Source organism: Alteromonas antoniana (genome assembly GCF_019249295.1).
GTDB lineage: Bacteria > Pseudomonadota > Gammaproteobacteria > Enterobacterales > Alteromonadaceae > Alteromonas > Alteromonas antoniana.
Genome location: NZ_JAESDH010000025.1, coordinates 1 through 15,519, shown reverse-complemented (window position 1 = coordinate 15,519; position 15,519 = coordinate 1). Strand labels below are relative to the sequence as shown.

The following is a 15,519-nucleotide window of genomic DNA, read 5'->3' as shown; positions in this document are numbered from 1 at the left end:
GCCGCGTCTACCACCGGTCAAGGTAAATTTAATGTTAATTTGATTTTACTTTGTCAAAAATTTGAAATATCCTTTTGTAAGCGCTTACAGGATCTGTTGTCGACATTTATGTAAGCGCTTCCATATTTTAAAGATAGCTTTCACGAAGAAAGCGAGAGACTTTTATTATCGGGGCTGAACACATGAAACACGCAGCAACACAACTTTCCCGGCTTGTAACCGCTGTCGCCGCTGCCACTCTGGTAGGGTGCGGTGGTGGAAGCGCGGAAACTGAATCCGACTTTACCACTGTCGATCCTTCTGTACCTGTAACCGACTGGGAGCTGGTATGGAGTGACGAATTTGAAGGTGAATCCATTGACGAGAATAAGTGGACACACGAAGTTAATTGTCAGGGCGGCGGTAACAACGAGAAGCAATGCTATACAGACAGTGCAGAAAACTCATTCGTCTCTGACGGCAGTCTGCATATTGTTGCGATGCCTGCAGAAGAAGGCGCAGAAAAGCCTTACACGTCAGCCCGTCTGAATACCCGTTACAAAGCCGACTTTAAATACGGTCGCTTTGAAATGCGCGCAAAACTGCCTTCTGGCCAGGGTAGCTGGCCAGCATTTTGGATGCTGCCAACCGACTACGTATACGGTGAATGGCCGCGTTCCGGTGAAATTGACATCATGGAAGCCGTTAACCTGAAAGCCGCACGCGAAGACGGCACACCAGAAGCCTATGTTCACGGCACATTGCATTACGGTCAGGCATGGCCTGATAACGACAGCTCTGGCAAAGAATACTTGTTGCCGGAAGGTGCGAACCCGGCAGATGACTTTCACACTTATGCGATTGAGTGGCAGGAAGGCGAAATTCGCTGGTACGTAGATGACTACTTATACGCGACTCAGCGTCAGTCAGAACTGACCTACAACCGTGACGGCGATGCCCTTGGTTTGTCGCACCGTGGCTGGTATGCAGAATATTTTGATCAGGGCACAGGTGAGCTGACCACACACTGGGATACCGCGCCGTTTGATCAGGAATTTCACCTGTTGCTTAACCTGGCTGTAGGTGGAGACTGGCCTGAAAACGTAAATGAGCTGGGCATCGATGCCGAGGCATTTGCCAACGGCCAGACTTATGAAATTGATTATGTGCGCGTTTATCAGTGTGCATCTGACATGGACACCGGTAAAGGTTGTGAAACCGTTCGCCCTGGCTACGACAGCATGGACGATGCACTGGTTGAAGGTGCAGCGCCTACTCCGCCACCACCTGCAGGTGCGGTAGCAAAGAACCTGACGATCTTTGATGGTACGCCAAATCCGGATTGGCCAGCATGGGATTGCTGTGGTGGATCAACACCATTGCTGACTGCCGATGCCGATCGTGGTGACGTTTATGAATTCTATGTGAACGACACACCCACCGTTAACGGCTTTGTGACGCGCAGCGAGTTCATCACCGACCCTGAAGGTGAAGCGTCTCCTTTTGATGCCTCACCAATGGTTGAGAAAGGCAGCGTTAGCTTCGACATGAAGGTCGTAAGCGCGCCATCAAGCCCTGATGCGGTATGGATGTTCAAAGTTGAGAGCGACAACGCTGGCTCTGCGGCAGAAATACCGCTGGCAAGTAACCCGGCTGGCACAGTACCGGTAGTGGGTGAATGGGTGAGCTTTGACTTCCCGCTGCAGATGCTGGTGGATGCTGGTCTGAATCCTTCTGCAATTGACGTCATCATGGTGTTCCCATCATGGGGAGCAGGCGCGGGTGCGGTTTATCAGCTTGATGAAGTGAAAATTGCGCAGGAATTACCACAACTTGTGGTATTTGAAGACGAAGAGAACCTTGACTGGCCAATGTGGGACTGTTGCGGTGGCTCGACACCTATGGAAGTGATGGATGAAGATGCCGACCATGGTGTAGTTGCTGAGTTTACCGTAGGAGCAGAGCCAACTGTGAATGGCTTTAACTCCCGTACTGATGCCGGCGGCGCTGGTGTTCCATTTGATGCCAGCTCGATTGCCGAAGACGGCGTAATCCAGTTTGACATGAAAGTTATGAGCGCACCCGCAAGCCCAGATGCAAGCTGGTTGTTCAAAGTGGAAGCGGATAATAATTCTTCAGCCGTTGAGCTGCCACTGTCAGATAGTCTGGAAGGCGCTACGCCAGTCACCGGCGAGTGGCAGACGTATACCTATCGCCTTGCTGACCTGGTTGGCGCGGGCCTGGATCCTTCAGCGATTGACGTACTGATGATATTCCCTGCCTGGGGAACCGGTGAAGGTGCGCAATACCGCGTAGATAACGTGAAAATACAGGTACCACCTAAAGAAAACAGTGGTCCGGTCACGCTGTTCGGTAATACTGCGGCAGCAAACTGGTCAATCTGGGATTGTTGCGGTGGTTCTACACCGATGGAAGTGGAAGACGATGCGGAGCATGGCACGGTAGCGGAATTTGCAGTCGGTGCAACGCCAACTGTTATGGGGATTACTGCCGATGACGGGGTATACCATGACGCGTCTATGCTACTTGAAAATGGTGTAGTGCAGTTCGAAATGAAAATCGTATCGAATGCGAACAATCCAGACGCTCAATGGCTGTTTAAAATCGAAGCCAACGATGCTGGCTCCGCGGTTGAACTGCCGCTGTCCGACAGCATGGAAGGCGTCGCACCGGTAGTCGGTGAATGGCAGACCTACACGTTCAGCCTTCAGGCACTTGCATCAGCAGGTCTGGACACCAGTGCCATTGATGTCGTGATGATCTTCCCGGCATGGGGAGCGGGCGAAGGTGCCGTGTATCGCGTTGACAACGCAGTGATTGCTGAACAATAAAAATCGGCATGACAACAGGCCGGGGCCGCGTGAGGCCCCGACACGCGAACCGAATGTAGAATGAGAATTGCAACTATGACACAGCATACATTTAACAAAACCCGCTTAGCGGCAACCCTGGCAGTACTGCTGGGCGCGGGCGCGCACACGGCTGTTGCGCAGGAAAATGCCGATACTGACAATCTGGACACCCAGGAACAACCGGTAGAGGTGATTGAAGTTCAGGGTATTCGCGGTTCACTGATCCGCGCGATGGACATCAAACGCTCTAATAACGGGGTAATGGACGCGATCTCTGCTGAAGAGATGGGCCGTTTTCCTGACACCAACCTGGCAGAATCGCTGCAACGTATTACCGGTGTATCGGTAAGTCGCTCTAACGGTGAAGGCAGCCAGATCACCGTTCGTGGTTTTGGTCCTGAATTTAACCTGATCACTCTGAACGGCCGTCAAATGCCGGGCACAGGGTATACCCGATCTTACAGCCTGGAAAACCTGTCATCTGAAGGGGTATCTACCCTGGAAGTATACAAAACCGCACGTGCGGAATACCCGAGTGGTGGTTTAGGGGCAACGGTAAATATCGTTACTACCAAGCCGCTTAATAACCCGGGTCAGCGCTTCTCAGTGATGGGTAAAGCCATTCACGATACGTCAAATGAAGAAGGTGATGACGTCACGCCAGAAGTGGCTGCGGTTTACAGCAATACCTTTGCTGATGACAAGCTTGGCTTTGCGTTTTCTGTCTCTCACCAGCAGCGTGATTTTCAGCGTCAGCAAGCCAATATTCAGGGCTGGCAGGCAAACGTCGCACTTCCAGGTGACCCAAGCGGCACGGTAGTCGATCCGCGTGCGCTGGATGACGAAGGCAACCCTATCGGTAACCATTTCTTCCCCAAAGACATGAACTACGGCATCGACAACGTAGAGCGTGAGCGCACCAACGCTCAGGTTACGCTGCAGTATGCGCCGAACGATGATCTGACATTCACTGCCGACTATACCGGCAGTAATGCGACGACTGGCTTGAACAGCATCGGTTGGGGTATCTGGAACGAGTTTGGCGGTAACATCAACGCCTATGAGCTGGATGAAAATGGTACGGCTGTTTATGCCGATATCGGTGGTAACGACGGTTCCTTTACGGCTTTCCGTGAAACCACAGATGTAGAAGCGCGTTCGCTTGGCTTAAACATAGACTGGCGCTACAACGAAGACTTAAGCTTCACCTTCGATTACCACGACTCCAGTAACGAAGTGGACAACGGCGGTGACAGTGGTCTGGGCGGCAATGGCCAGATCATCCTGGGTTCTGACAAGCTAATCAGCAAAATTTATGACTACCGTACCGGTGAAGTGCCGCATGCCTATATCAACTGGCAGAACGGCTCAACGGTGCTGCAGCCAGGTGAAATTGACTCTAACTTCAGTCAGTTCATTTATAACCCCGGAAAGTCTGAAATTGAGCAGTTTCAGTTAGACGGTCAGTGGTACAACTCTGCCTTTGATATTCCCATGGTGGAAGTGAAGTTTGGTGTTGCCAGAACAGAACAAACCATGGGTGGATTCCAGGCCTGGAGTGGACTGCGTGGTGGCCCTGGCTTCAACCCTGCTTATCCTGAAATTTTCCCGGACAGCATGTTTACGCTGCATAGCACAGCGGGTCTGCTTGATCAGTTCGCCGGTGGTGGCAGCGACCTGATGCCGTCGTATTACTACACGTACGACTTTAACGAAGCGATTGCACGTCAGGCCGCGTTCCTGACACCAGAACTGATGGGCGACAACGCTTACGTCGTTGACCCATACTATGATGGCATCGACAGCGAAAGTTACGTTGAAGAAGTGACTAACAGTATTTATCTGCAAACCGACTGGGAGTTTGACGTAGCTGGTTATCCGGTAACGCTGAACGCCGGTGTTCGCTATGAAGAAACTGATGTCACCAGTACGGTTCGTCAGCGCGTTGAACAGCAGGTTAACTGGGTGAGTGCGTCTGAGTGGATCATGCAGTACGAGACAGGTGGCGCGGATAACTTCTTAGAGTCAGAAGGTAACCACGACGTATTCCTGCCTATGTTTGATGTTCGCGTAGACATTACTGATGACTTAATTGGTCGTTTCTCATGGGGCAAAACGATTTCTCGTGCGCCACTGGGTAATCTGGCTGGCGGTCGTTCACTGAGCGGAAGTCCTAAGCCTGGTTCACGTACCGGTGGTCAGGGTAATACTAATCTGCTGCCATTTGAATCGACTAACATCGATTTGGCGCTTGAGTACTACTACGATGAAGGCAGCTATGCCTCCATTGGGTACTTCAGAAAAGACGTAGATAACTTTATCCAGACGCAAATTACTGAAACTACAATTGATGGTCTGCGCGATATCTTTAACGGTCCGCGCTATCAGCAAGCGATTGCTGACATCGAAGCACGTGGCGAGCAGGCCGACAGCAACGCGATTTACGCGCAGATGCTGGCCAATGGTCACGGGAATGCAGACGGTGTGATTTCACCGGACTCTTCTGATCCGCTGATCACCTGGAACATCAGCCAGCCTACCAACACTGACAGCAAGTCGGTTGACGGTATTGAAATGGCGGTTCAGCACCTGTTCGGTGAGTCTGGTTTTGGTATTGGTGTGAACGCAACGTTTGTTGACGGAGACGTAGAGTTTGACGTTGACAGCCTGACGCAACAAGCGCCGCTGGTTGGTCTGAGTGACTCAGCTAACGCGCAGCTTTACTACGAAAAATATGGTTGGTCAGCAAAACTGACCTACGCGTGGCGTGACTCTTACCTGATTGGTGTGGGGCAGGCACAGGGCTCATCGGATGCGCCGCCGCAGTTTGCGCGTAGCTACGGTCAGTGGGATGTCAGTGTTCATTACGACGTGACAGAAGACCTGACTGTGTTCTTCGAAGGTATCAACCTGAACAACGAAACTGAAGAAGGTTACGGACGTTACGAAGAGCAATTCCTGTTTGCTCGCCAGTACGGCCCGCGCTACTCACTGGGTGTGCGTTACATCTTCGACTAAAGAAGACCATGGGAAAGGCGCAGGGTTGAATGTTCCTATGCCTTTCTTGCCGGCGAATATCACTGCCGGTCAGTGTGTCCCTTGGAGGGTTTAACCGGAGCGTTTGCTCCGGTTTTTTTATGTCTGCTGTTTTACATAGACAGAATCTGACCTGGGAATAAAAAGGGAGCGATATAACAACCTGTTGTAAGCAACGACTACAACATAGTGCAACCGGAATTATCAGGTACTTACATAGCAGGCCAGAAAGGCAGTATGCTGCGCTCAATATGGTTCGCGAAGGTCTGCCAGGCAGGATTGTCCCATGCCCAAAGGGTAAAACCTTTACCGACAATAATGATAGTGAGGCCTTTAACCGTTGCCGGGTGCAATCGCTTTTGCTGAGTCAGATCATAAACAATTAAAGGCGCAAAAAGCAGGCTGTGGTAAACGTGCGCCATCACCACACCATTCTCGAGAAAATTCAAACCAGGCAGGTACTGCATACGTGCAAATGCGGCTTCCAGAAACAGAATCGCCAGGGTCAACATGTACCGTTTATGTGCAGAAAGGTCCCGTCGGGTTGCAGAAATCGCTGCTGAATAAAGCATCAGCGCCAGCAAAACAGCGACAACCTGAAGTGAGAAAAGGTTGTTAATCAGTGCATTGATATGCGGAGGAACGGTTTTACTCAGGCTGTTAAGAGAAATAATGACGTCGGAGATAATCACCAGTGAAAACAATACGACGGACAGTCTGCCTATACGTTTATGCAGTCGCACTGAGTGACGCTGCACCAGTCGGGTTTGTTGTACAAACAGCAACAGCCACGCCATCATTACAGCGCCATGCAAATGAATACGAAGCGGTATTGCAGAAATGTCTGTGGTAACGGCGTGAATAAAGCCTGGACCGAAGCCAATGAGTGCAATGGTCAGGCACATTAATGAACAAGCGAAGAAAAAACGGTGCTCAAATTGCGGCGTTTGCACTTTTTGAGAGGAGATCTTTTTCATATCTCTCTTCAACCTGGAAGGTAGCAGTTGCTAGGATATGGTTTTAACTATAGTGCAACTGCAGCGATGAAAACGATCAATTTGGGAGGAAAAAGGAAAAATACGTACAGCATCTGTGAACATTAAGGCGTTGCTTTACGCTTTGATAAGTGCCGACAATCGTTGGCAGATAACGAATTCAAAGCGTTAATGGACAAACGCGTGTCTACCACAGTTTCTGCCTGTCCGTACGGTCTATCAATTTGCTTATCAGATAGGCCATGAGCAGCAATGCCGGTGTAGCAAACATGTCGGGCTTTATTACCCACGACAGGATTCCGGCCGTCAGTGCAATATAATCAACCTGAGCTAACGGCTTACGTTTTGAAAGACCCGTCATGGCCCATTGGTACCAGCGGGGTTGCTTGCGCCATGTTGAGGATGCTTTATCTATCACAGTGATCTCCGTGGTTAAGGTTTCAATACTCACTTCAAATACGGGGGCCAGTGCTTTTAATGACTCCAGACTGGCTTTGTTGCCACTTTCAATTCGTTGAATTGTTCTGGTACTCAGGCCCTAGAGTGTTGCAAGCTGTTCCTGAGACCAGTTTTCTCTTTCACGAAGCTTTTTTATCATTGTGTTACTCCAACTTCCGTATTTGCGTTAATCATGTAGAAAAAGCGGTGGTGGCGGTGACGAAATTTGCGCGACAGCAGCACGACATGGCTCTGATGCGTACCGATTGTTTACCACAGAAATTTAAGTAGGCCTCTGTTTTATTGGTAATTATCATCGTTTCAGCCAGCTTGGCTGTTGCGTGTGTCGTTGTGCAAAAGAAAATTAAAATTTTATTTGCCAATTGGCTTCACAAAGGTAAAACGGTACATTAATTACATAATAATTCTAAAGTCATACCGTAACATTAAGGAAGATGTGATGAAGTTTCTCGTACTTCTATGCGCACTTGCGCTCTCTCCATTCAGCGTTGCCCAGCAAGTTCCTCTTGAAGACTTTGTTCGCCACGGCGACTATCTGGATATGAAAATCTCGCCAGACGGAAAGCACCTGGTAGCGCGTGCACGCGCAGACGGGGTTGTAGGGATCCTGTTTTTAGAAGCGGAAACCATGAAGTTTATTGGTGGCGTGCGTCCCTCTCAAGGCGATCAAATTCATTCTGCGGACTGGATTAACAACGAGCGGGTGATATATCGCTACGCGGAAAAACACACTCGCTACGATCAGCCAATGCCTACCAGTGAAATATTCGCGACTAACATTGATGGCAGCAAAGCAGAGCTTCTGTATGGCTGGCGTGCAGGCACCAAGCATCAGGGGTCAAGGATCGCGCAGCGTGAGAGTAGTCGCGCCACGCCATACATCATTAGCCACCTTGAAGGTGACGACGACCATATTCTGATCATTGAACATCCATGGACACAGCGAGCGAACAAGCTTTACGACACCCGCGAGAAACATCCGATTATCAGCCGTCTGAATATTTATAACGGGCGTAAACGCGAAGTAGAAACGCTACCTAAGAAGGGCGCCACCGCGCTGGCGACCAGAGAGGGCGAGGTGAATTTCATCACCTGGGTTGACGATGAATTTGAATTCCATTCGGCTTATCGGAAGAGTGGCAGCGATGAATGGCTGGATATTAATACGGCCTTTAATACAGATCTGGACCTGACACCCGTCGCTATCTCTGATAACAGTACTAAAGCCTACTTATCAGGTCCGCTGGGCGAGAAAAAAATTAAAACCCTGTACGAGCTGAATTTGGCATCCGGGAAGCTGTCGCCGGTGTTTGATGAAGTCAAAACCGACATCATCTGGTGGACAGCCGATAGCGATACCAATCGTCCTATCATTGCATATACGCAGCCGGGGAAAACCGCTTATCACTATGCGGATACTGAGAACCAGCAGATCAAACTCCACCAGATGCTGGTGGATGCGTTCGGTAATCAGACCGTGTCAATCACCAGTCGTAGCGACGATGGTAAAACTATTCTGGTTCGTGTGAGCAGCGATATTAACCCGGGCGAGTACTACATCTTCGATACTGAAACCATGAATGCCAGATTTTTGTGGGCCAACCGTTCCTGGCTTGATCCCAGACAAATGCACGCCATGCAGCCGTTTACATTCACAACCAGCGATGACGTGAATGTCAGTGGTTATCTGACCATGCCGACATTAGCAGAGGGAGATAGCAAACCGCCAATGGTCGTGATGATTCACGGTGGACCACACGGCCCACGCGATCTCTGGTCTTTTGACTCGGAAGTACAGTTGCTGGCCAGTCGTGGTTACGCGGTGCTTCAGGTGAATTTCCGCGGAAGCGGCGGTTACGGTGAAGTGTTCGAGGAGATGGGCTACCTGCAATGGGGTGGCGATATGATCCGCGACATCAACGAGGCCGCTAAGCACATTATTGAGCTGGGCAAAGTCGACGGTGACCGGGTGTGTGCCTACGGAGGCAGCTACGGGGGATACGCTGCACTGATGACCGTGATCCGCGAGCCGGATATGTATAAATGCACAATTGGCTACGTGGGATTATACGACCTTCGCTATGGCTTTGATGAGAGCGACATTCTCACCCGGGAATGGGGAAAAAGCTATCTGAACAAAGTGCTGGGCACTGACATGAAGGTATTAACTGACTTTTCACCGGTGGAGCATGCGGACGAGATAAAGGCAAAAGTCATGCTGCTTCATGGAGAAAAAGACCAGCGTGTACCGGTGGAAAACTCAATCATTATGCAGGAGGCCTTAACGAAGGCAGGCAATCCGGCTATTTATTACAACTTTGCTAAAGCCGGTCATGGTGTTTACGATGAAACAGAACGTCAAGCCCTCTACAGCGCTTTGATAGATTTTCTGGACGAAAATATCGGCGAAAACTAACGCCAGAGGATGTCGGCGAAGAAGTGTCATCCAGGCGCAGACATAATATTGTTATCCCGGCGAAAGCCGGGACCTCCCACAGTGCAATTCTTGGGGGATAAGTCGTCATCCCGGCGAAAGCCGGGAGCTCCCACTATGCAATTCCTGGGGGGATAAGTCGTCATCCCGGCGAAAGCCGGGAGCTCCCGCAGTGCAATACCTGGCTGGATAAGTCGTCATCCCGGCGTAGCTGGGCTCTTCTGCTACTCACAAACAGCCAGCGGTTTGTTTTCATCGTAGCGTTGTACTTTGAATTGAAACAGCGCATTCTTTTTCACACTCTTGTCAGCGGCAAACATAACCACAACAGGGCAGTTTTCAGATTTATTGCCCACGGACACAGCGCCGTCAGTACTACTTTCCCTGATAGTATCGATACCGGGAACCTCCGGTGTTCTATCGGTTCCTTCCATATAGGCCTTAGCAAGCGTAACGGCATCTTCAACGCAGACTAACCTGCTGCGAAATTCTTCCGACTTTTCCTGCTTCAGCAGTAGCTCCAATGACTGCGACTGTTCTCCGTAAGGCCCAAAGAGCAGGAAGGTAGAAGGGGCTAAGTCGACGCTCTCGTAGGCTGACTTTTGCTGTTCTGACAGTTTATTAAATAAGGTATTTTTATCGGGTTGCCCTAACGATGAGTAAACGCGTCCTGAGCAAAAATCTATAGCGGCGCTAAAGCCTTCAGACATTTTATCTGTGAAGCGCTGTTCACCTTTACTGGCGAGCTTTTCATCTGCCTGCGTATCAGGTGATTGCCCTATCAATGTAGCAGCACCGGCAAGTGCAGTACCCCATAAGCTTTCTTTATCGACGTCCACATCACCTGACGCTTTAAATTCTACTTCCGGTGATTGTGTAGGCTTAAACCAGAACGCAAGGCGCTTTGTGCCCGGTTCATAACTGGCAACCACCTGCCCTTTTAAGACTACATCGACGCCGAATCTCGCAAACTCATCAGTACTGAAATCGGCTCCGAGCACACCTTTTTCTTTGTTAAGCCAGCGCCATCCCTTTATCCCCAGATCCAGCGTCATCGTGTCCTGCTGGTTATTATCGTAGGTAATCTGGCAAGAATGGATCCAGAGCGTACCAATGTAGGCTTTTTCTTTATCTTTCGTCTGATGCTGCAATCCACGAAAGCGGTTTTGCAGGCGGTCACATATTTTCTTTCCTGCAACGTCAGTTAGTGCAGCGGTGAGGTTTTCAGAGCCCGCATGTGCGGTCTGGCTGTAAAGACATATCCAGGTAATCCATAACATTGAAAAAACGAATTTCATTTGTGTTCCTTACATTATTGGCGTTTACAACTCTGATAACGGCAAGAGTATTGAGGCGTTTACGTGCCTGCTTAACGCACAGGTGATATTGCCTACGGTATTGCGTGTGTGAATAGTTCAGGAAAAAATAATTAAATAATCCAGCAGTGGCAGGTAAACAGAGTGAAAACAGTTAAATCCTCAGCCCGGCGAAGGCCAGGGACTCACTGCATGCGTGACGCAGGTGAAAGGTTGTTTTTGATCTCGTAATCATTAACGGGAGGTTGCAGCCTGCGCCGCAATGTCAGCGAGAGGGAATAGGCGGTTAGATAGCTCGCCATCCCGGCGAAGGCCGGGAACTCTCACTAACGGTTAGTCAGTTTTTCAATTACCTGCCAATAGTTAACGGGCATTAATCTTTCGATGACTGACACGACCAATGCATCAAAGCCAACAATAACCCGATGCTTATCTTTTCTTATCGCTTTGATTATCGTTTCAGCGGCTTTCTCTGGCGGCAGTCTCAGTAACTTATTCATTTGCTTTTTATGCAGGCGGACTTCCTCTGGCGATATCCCTTCAGGAGCTTTCGCACTATTCGCGATATCGGTGGCAACGCCACCTGGATGCACGACCAGTACGTCGACGTTTGAGCCGGAGAGCTCGTGGCGCAGTGCATTGCTAAAGCCGCGTACAGCAAACTTGCTGGCGCTGTACGCACTTTGGTGCGGAGGCGCGATGAGCCCGTAGAGGCTGGAAACATTAACGATTTTTGCCAGTGTGCCTGTATTTCTAAGGTGAGGTAAAAAACCCCTGCATGTATCCACCACAGCATGAAAATTAATCTGCATCAGCCAGTCAAAATCGTCAGCTGAAGCCTGCTCAAAGCTGCCGCCAATTGCCACGCCCGCATTGTTGATAAGCATGTTGACGGCGTCATGCTCTGACAATACTAAATCCGGCAGCGCCAGCACGGCGTCGCGAACTGCCAGGTCCACCACATGTACGCTGTAGCGCCGACCGATGTTGGGCAGCTCAGCAAGGGTGTGCTGTAAGCCGTCCTCGTTGCGATCGATTAACGCGAGGTGACATCCCTGCTTTGCCAGCTGCACTGCCAGCGCACGGCCAATTCCGCTGGCTGCGCCAGTCAGCACGACGGTTTGGTTATCAAGCTGCATCAGAAGTCTCTGTTTGAATATGATGAAGAATATGTTGAGCCAGCCGATGAGACAGCGCCGAATCAATTTGATGGCGCATACCTTCAATGACGATATGTTTCGCATGCTTAATGGCGCGCGCCGTTGCCTCTCCGCCGCTGGGATGCACCATATGATCTACATCACCATGTATGATCAGGGTCGGTGCTTTTACGTTTGCAAGGGCCGAAGTTCGATCGCCCGAGCGCATGATAGCCCCAATCTGGCGATGCAGCGCGCGGGTATCTGAGCGGGAGCCATTGCGTTGCCATGCAAGCTTTGCGTACTGTTGCCAGTGCAGGAGAGCCTGAGGCGCGTTTTTATCGCCGATGTGGTCCATCATCTCACAGTAGTTTTCAATGGCTTCCAGATGTGTTTTAGGAGATTTTGCACGGGCCAGACGCCACAGTGTGGATGCCGCAGGTTGTCCTACCCGGCGATTACCGGTTGTGGAAAAGATAGAGGTAAGCGATGCCACCTTTTCAGGATGACGGTAAGACAAGGTCTGCGCAATCATTCCACCCATTGACATACCCACAATGTGCGCCTGAGTGATATCGAGTTGGGTTAGCAGCAGGGCGGTATCGTCAGCCATGTGCTCAAGGCCGTAACAGGCTTTTGGTGCTCTTCCCAGTAGCTGTTGCAACACGGTGGGATGCGGGGTGTCACTACGTGATGAGCGACCGGCATCGCGATTATCAAAACAAATCACACGAAAACCTGCGGTTGTCAGTGCCTGAATAAACGAGGCGGGCCAGTACACCAACTGCAGACCGAGTCCGGCGATGAGAATAATCGCCGGGGCCTCTTTGTCACCGTGTTCTGAGTAACACAATCGTGTGCCATTACTTAAGTCGGCAAACTGTTCATTGTGGCTGGCGATGCTCATGGCGTGACGTCCTCATGGTGCGCGGTCTGAAACTGTAATGCCGGATCATCAATTTGGCCCTTACGTAAAATAGTGACGTCTGAGGCGTAGTTCCAGGACATCGTCCATGGAAACCTTGTGCCTTGCCGTGGCAGCTTGTCTAAAGAACGCTGTATGTAGCCGGCCCCAAAATTGAGCACCGGTTGGGTTTCCATATCGGGATCTGCCTGAGGGGTGCACTGGACATACTGATGTTGGCTCATGTAGTTCAGCAAGCGGGTAAAGTGCTCGCATAGCAATCCAATTTTCAGCGTCCAGGATGATGCCGTGTACCCTACCGCCATGGCAAAGTTAGGCACGCCACTGAGTAACATGCCTTTGTACGTGACACACTGGTTTAGTTTCACTTCCTGGCCATCAATTTGTGGCTTTATGCCACCGAGGGGTAACAAATTAAGGCCGGTAGCTTTCACGATGATGTCAGCGTCAATATGCTCACCTGAGCGCAGCATAATGCCGGAGGACGTTAGTTTCTCGATATGATCGGTGGCGACTGATGCTTTTCCAGAAGAGATAGTCTTGAATAAATCAGCCCCCGGAACGGCGCATAGCCGCTGCTCCCACGGGTCGTATGGCGGATTAAAATGCACGTCCACCGGATAGCCTTCTGGCAACAGTTTCTTGTTAAAATAGCGGATAATTTTTCTGGCGCGATCCGGAAAACGCTGACAAAAACTGTACACCCATCGTTGTTTGGCAATGTTAAACCGGCGAGCCAGTGCGAATGCGCGGTCTTCGCTTACCCAGCGTTTGCAGAATCTGGCGACCGGATCTTCAAGGGGAACCGGCAATATATAGGACGGTGTGCGCTGAAGCATGGTCACGTGAGATGCCCTTTCCGCCATCGCCGGTACCAGCGTAACTGCCGTGGCGCCGCTGCCGATCACCACCACCTTCTTGCCGCTGTAATCGAAGTCTTTTGGCCAGTGTTGCGGGTGCACGATAGTACCTTCAAAAGCAGATTCCTGAGGTAATGGCGGGTTATAGCCCTTATCGTACCGGTAATAACCGGAGGCGTTGAAGATCCACCGCGCACAAATAACCTTCGAGTCGCCACTGTCCTGATTGACTACCGTTACTTCCCAGTGCTGATGGTGTGAATTCCAGTTGGTGCCGGTTACTTTGTGCAAAAAGCGAATATGCTTGTCGATACCGTTTTCTTCAGCCGTTTCCCGGATATAAGCTTTGATAGACGCGCCGTCAGCAATGGCCTTTTTTTCTTTCCAGGGTTTAAAGTCGTAGCCAAAGGTAAACAAGTCAGAGTCGGAGCGTATGCCGGGATAATTGAACAAATCCCAGGTGCCGCCTAAATCTGAACGCGCTTCGATAATGGTATAACTGAGAGCTGGACAATCTTTACTGAGGTGACAAGCCGCACCAATGCCGGAGATACCGGCGCCGATAATGACAACGTCCACAGTGTCTTGGAGAGTAGGATCAGTCGTTTTCATGCTGACAACGTTTAAAAGTGATAACGCATGTTGTCACTTCAATGTATGCTGTGACAAGCACCTTGTCAATGCGTAATATACCGCCCATGAACGATACCGCATCACCTCAGACAACATCATCGGAACGTACGTATTCCGGTGTGGCAATCTCCGAGCGCGCCGCAGTGCGTCGACAACGCTTCATCCAGGCTGGCATCACGTTGTTTGTCAGCAACGGCTATCAGGCTACCACCATGCGTAAACTGACGGCCGAATCGGGACTTACCAACCGTTACTTTTATGAGTCTTTCCAAAGCATGGAAGACTTGCTGATTGCTTGCTATGAAAGCCTGATGAGCGATTTCCGTGACCAGCTTAAAACCGTTTTGGATAGCGCCAGCGGTGAGCCGGAGCAACGCATTCGAGCCGGACTCACCTGTTTTTTTCAGGCGATGTCAAAACCGGAATTTGCGCGCATCACGCACAGCGAAGTGCTGGGAGTCAGCCCGCGGGTAGAAGCCGTATACAGTCGCTATACCGCAGATTTTGCTGAGTTACTGATGGGGTATCTGAGTCCGGCAGCGGATGTTCCCTCATCAGAAAACAGCACACAGCGAGAATATGTAGGTGCCGCGCTTGCCGGGGCAGTGATTAATGCGGGGATCGTGTGGGTGCGAAGTCGCTACGCGGCATCACTGGAAGAAATCGTTGATGCTACGCTTACGGTGTTTCTGGGAACGGCAAACCAATTACAACGATAACGGCGCAAATAAACAATCTGCAAATGCTGTAAGAGTTTCATTGAAAAAATTGAATGAGTCTGACAGTCAGTTCAGTACGCAGGCTGTGTGAAAACTATTGATCACCTTTTGGTCTAAGTATGCGTTTTATATGATCAATCTGTCTTAGCTA

10 protein-coding genes are annotated in these 15,519 nt (G+C 50.4%); 4 read left to right on the top strand and 6 right to left on the bottom strand.

The features are described from left to right. Positions 1-182 precede the first annotated feature (182 nt). Positions 183-2,831 (top strand): glycoside hydrolase family 16 protein, encoded by a 2,649-nt coding sequence (locus JKP77_RS17860; protein ID WP_218312530.1) that lies wholly within the window; start codon positions 183-185, stop codon positions 2,829-2,831. A gap of 75 nt (positions 2,832-2,906) precedes the next feature. Continuing rightward, complete coding sequence (locus JKP77_RS17855) at positions 2,907-5,870, top strand: TonB-dependent receptor (RefSeq protein ID WP_218312529.1); 2,964 nt, start codon at positions 2,907-2,909, stop codon at positions 5,868-5,870. Positions 5,871-6,100: 230 nt separating this feature from the next. Here JKP77_RS17855 and JKP77_RS17850 read toward each other — a convergent pair whose 3' ends face one another. Together JKP77_RS17850 and JKP77_RS22785 are read right to left on the bottom strand one after the other, a co-directional pair. Then, positions 6,101-6,865: a hypothetical protein gene (locus JKP77_RS17850; RefSeq protein ID WP_218312528.1), complete on the bottom strand. Its 765-nt coding sequence runs from the start codon at positions 6,863-6,865 to the stop codon at positions 6,101-6,103. Between the two features lie 205 nt (positions 6,866-7,070). After that, the gene (locus tag JKP77_RS22785; RefSeq protein ID WP_420840076.1) at positions 7,071-7,301 is read right to left on the bottom strand and encodes a hypothetical protein; all 231 of its coding nucleotides are present in this window, start codon (positions 7,299-7,301) and stop codon (positions 7,071-7,073) included. A 480-nt stretch (positions 7,302-7,781) separates the two neighbouring features. On the opposite strand from JKP77_RS22785, the gene JKP77_RS17840 reads away from it, so the two are divergent. After that, positions 7,782-9,758 (top strand): alpha/beta hydrolase family protein, encoded by a 1,977-nt coding sequence (locus tag JKP77_RS17840; RefSeq protein WP_218312527.1) that lies wholly within the window; start codon positions 7,782-7,784, stop codon positions 9,756-9,758. A gap of 242 nt (positions 9,759-10,000) precedes the next feature. Here the strand turns inward: JKP77_RS17840 and JKP77_RS17835 are convergent, their stop codons facing one another. The 4 genes from JKP77_RS17835 to JKP77_RS17820 form a co-directional block, all read right to left on the bottom strand. Next, positions 10,001-11,074, bottom strand: coding sequence for a hypothetical protein (locus tag JKP77_RS17835; protein WP_218312526.1), 1,074 nt, complete (start codon positions 11,072-11,074; stop codon positions 10,001-10,003). A 344-nt stretch (positions 11,075-11,418) separates the two neighbouring features. After that, complete coding sequence (locus JKP77_RS17830; protein ID WP_218312525.1) at positions 11,419-12,231, bottom strand: SDR family NAD(P)-dependent oxidoreductase; 813 nt, start codon at positions 12,229-12,231, stop codon at positions 11,419-11,421. Further along, positions 12,221-13,138, bottom strand: a complete 918-nt coding sequence (locus tag JKP77_RS17825; RefSeq protein WP_218312524.1) for an alpha/beta fold hydrolase — start codon at positions 13,136-13,138, stop codon at positions 12,221-12,223. Before JKP77_RS17825 ends, JKP77_RS17830 begins: the two co-directional genes overlap by 11 nt. After that, positions 13,135-14,628 (bottom strand): flavin-containing monooxygenase, encoded by a 1,494-nt coding sequence (locus tag JKP77_RS17820; protein ID WP_218312523.1) that lies wholly within the window; start codon positions 14,626-14,628, stop codon positions 13,135-13,137. The genes JKP77_RS17825 and JKP77_RS17820 overlap by 4 nt, the downstream gene beginning before the upstream one ends. A 68-nt stretch (positions 14,629-14,696) precedes the next feature. On the opposite strand from JKP77_RS17820, the gene JKP77_RS17815 reads away from it, so the two are divergent. Then, positions 14,697-15,368: a TetR/AcrR family transcriptional regulator gene (locus JKP77_RS17815; protein WP_218312522.1), complete on the top strand. Its 672-nt coding sequence runs from the start codon at positions 14,697-14,699 to the stop codon at positions 15,366-15,368. The last annotated feature ends 151 nt before the right edge of the window (positions 15,369-15,519 follow it).

Bases quoted from the DNA above. Each gene is read 5' to 3' on its own strand.
- JKP77_RS17860 (WP_218312530.1), top strand. From the start codon at position 183: ATGAAACACGCAGCAACACAACTTTCCCGGCTTGTAACCGCTGTCGCC.
- JKP77_RS17855 (WP_218312529.1), top strand. From the start codon at position 2,907: ATGACACAGCATACATTTAACAAAACCCGCTTAGCGGCAACCCTGGCA.
- JKP77_RS17850 (WP_218312528.1), bottom strand. From the start codon at position 6,865: ATGAAAAAGATCTCCTCTCAAAAAGTGCAAACGCCGCAATTTGAGCAC.
- JKP77_RS17840 (WP_218312527.1), top strand. From the start codon at position 7,782: ATGAAGTTTCTCGTACTTCTATGCGCACTTGCGCTCTCTCCATTCAGC.
- JKP77_RS17835 (WP_218312526.1), bottom strand. From the start codon at position 11,074: ATGAAATTCGTTTTTTCAATGTTATGGATTACCTGGATATGTCTTTAC.
- JKP77_RS17830 (WP_218312525.1), bottom strand. From the start codon at position 12,231: ATGCAGCTTGATAACCAAACCGTCGTGCTGACTGGCGCAGCCAGCGGA.
- JKP77_RS17825 (WP_218312524.1), bottom strand. From the start codon at position 13,138: ATGAGCATCGCCAGCCACAATGAACAGTTTGCCGACTTAAGTAATGGC.
- JKP77_RS17820 (WP_218312523.1), bottom strand. From the start codon at position 14,628: ATGAAAACGACTGATCCTACTCTCCAAGACACTGTGGACGTTGTCATT.
- JKP77_RS17815 (WP_218312522.1), top strand. From the start codon at position 14,697: ATGCGTAATATACCGCCCATGAACGATACCGCATCACCTCAGACAACA.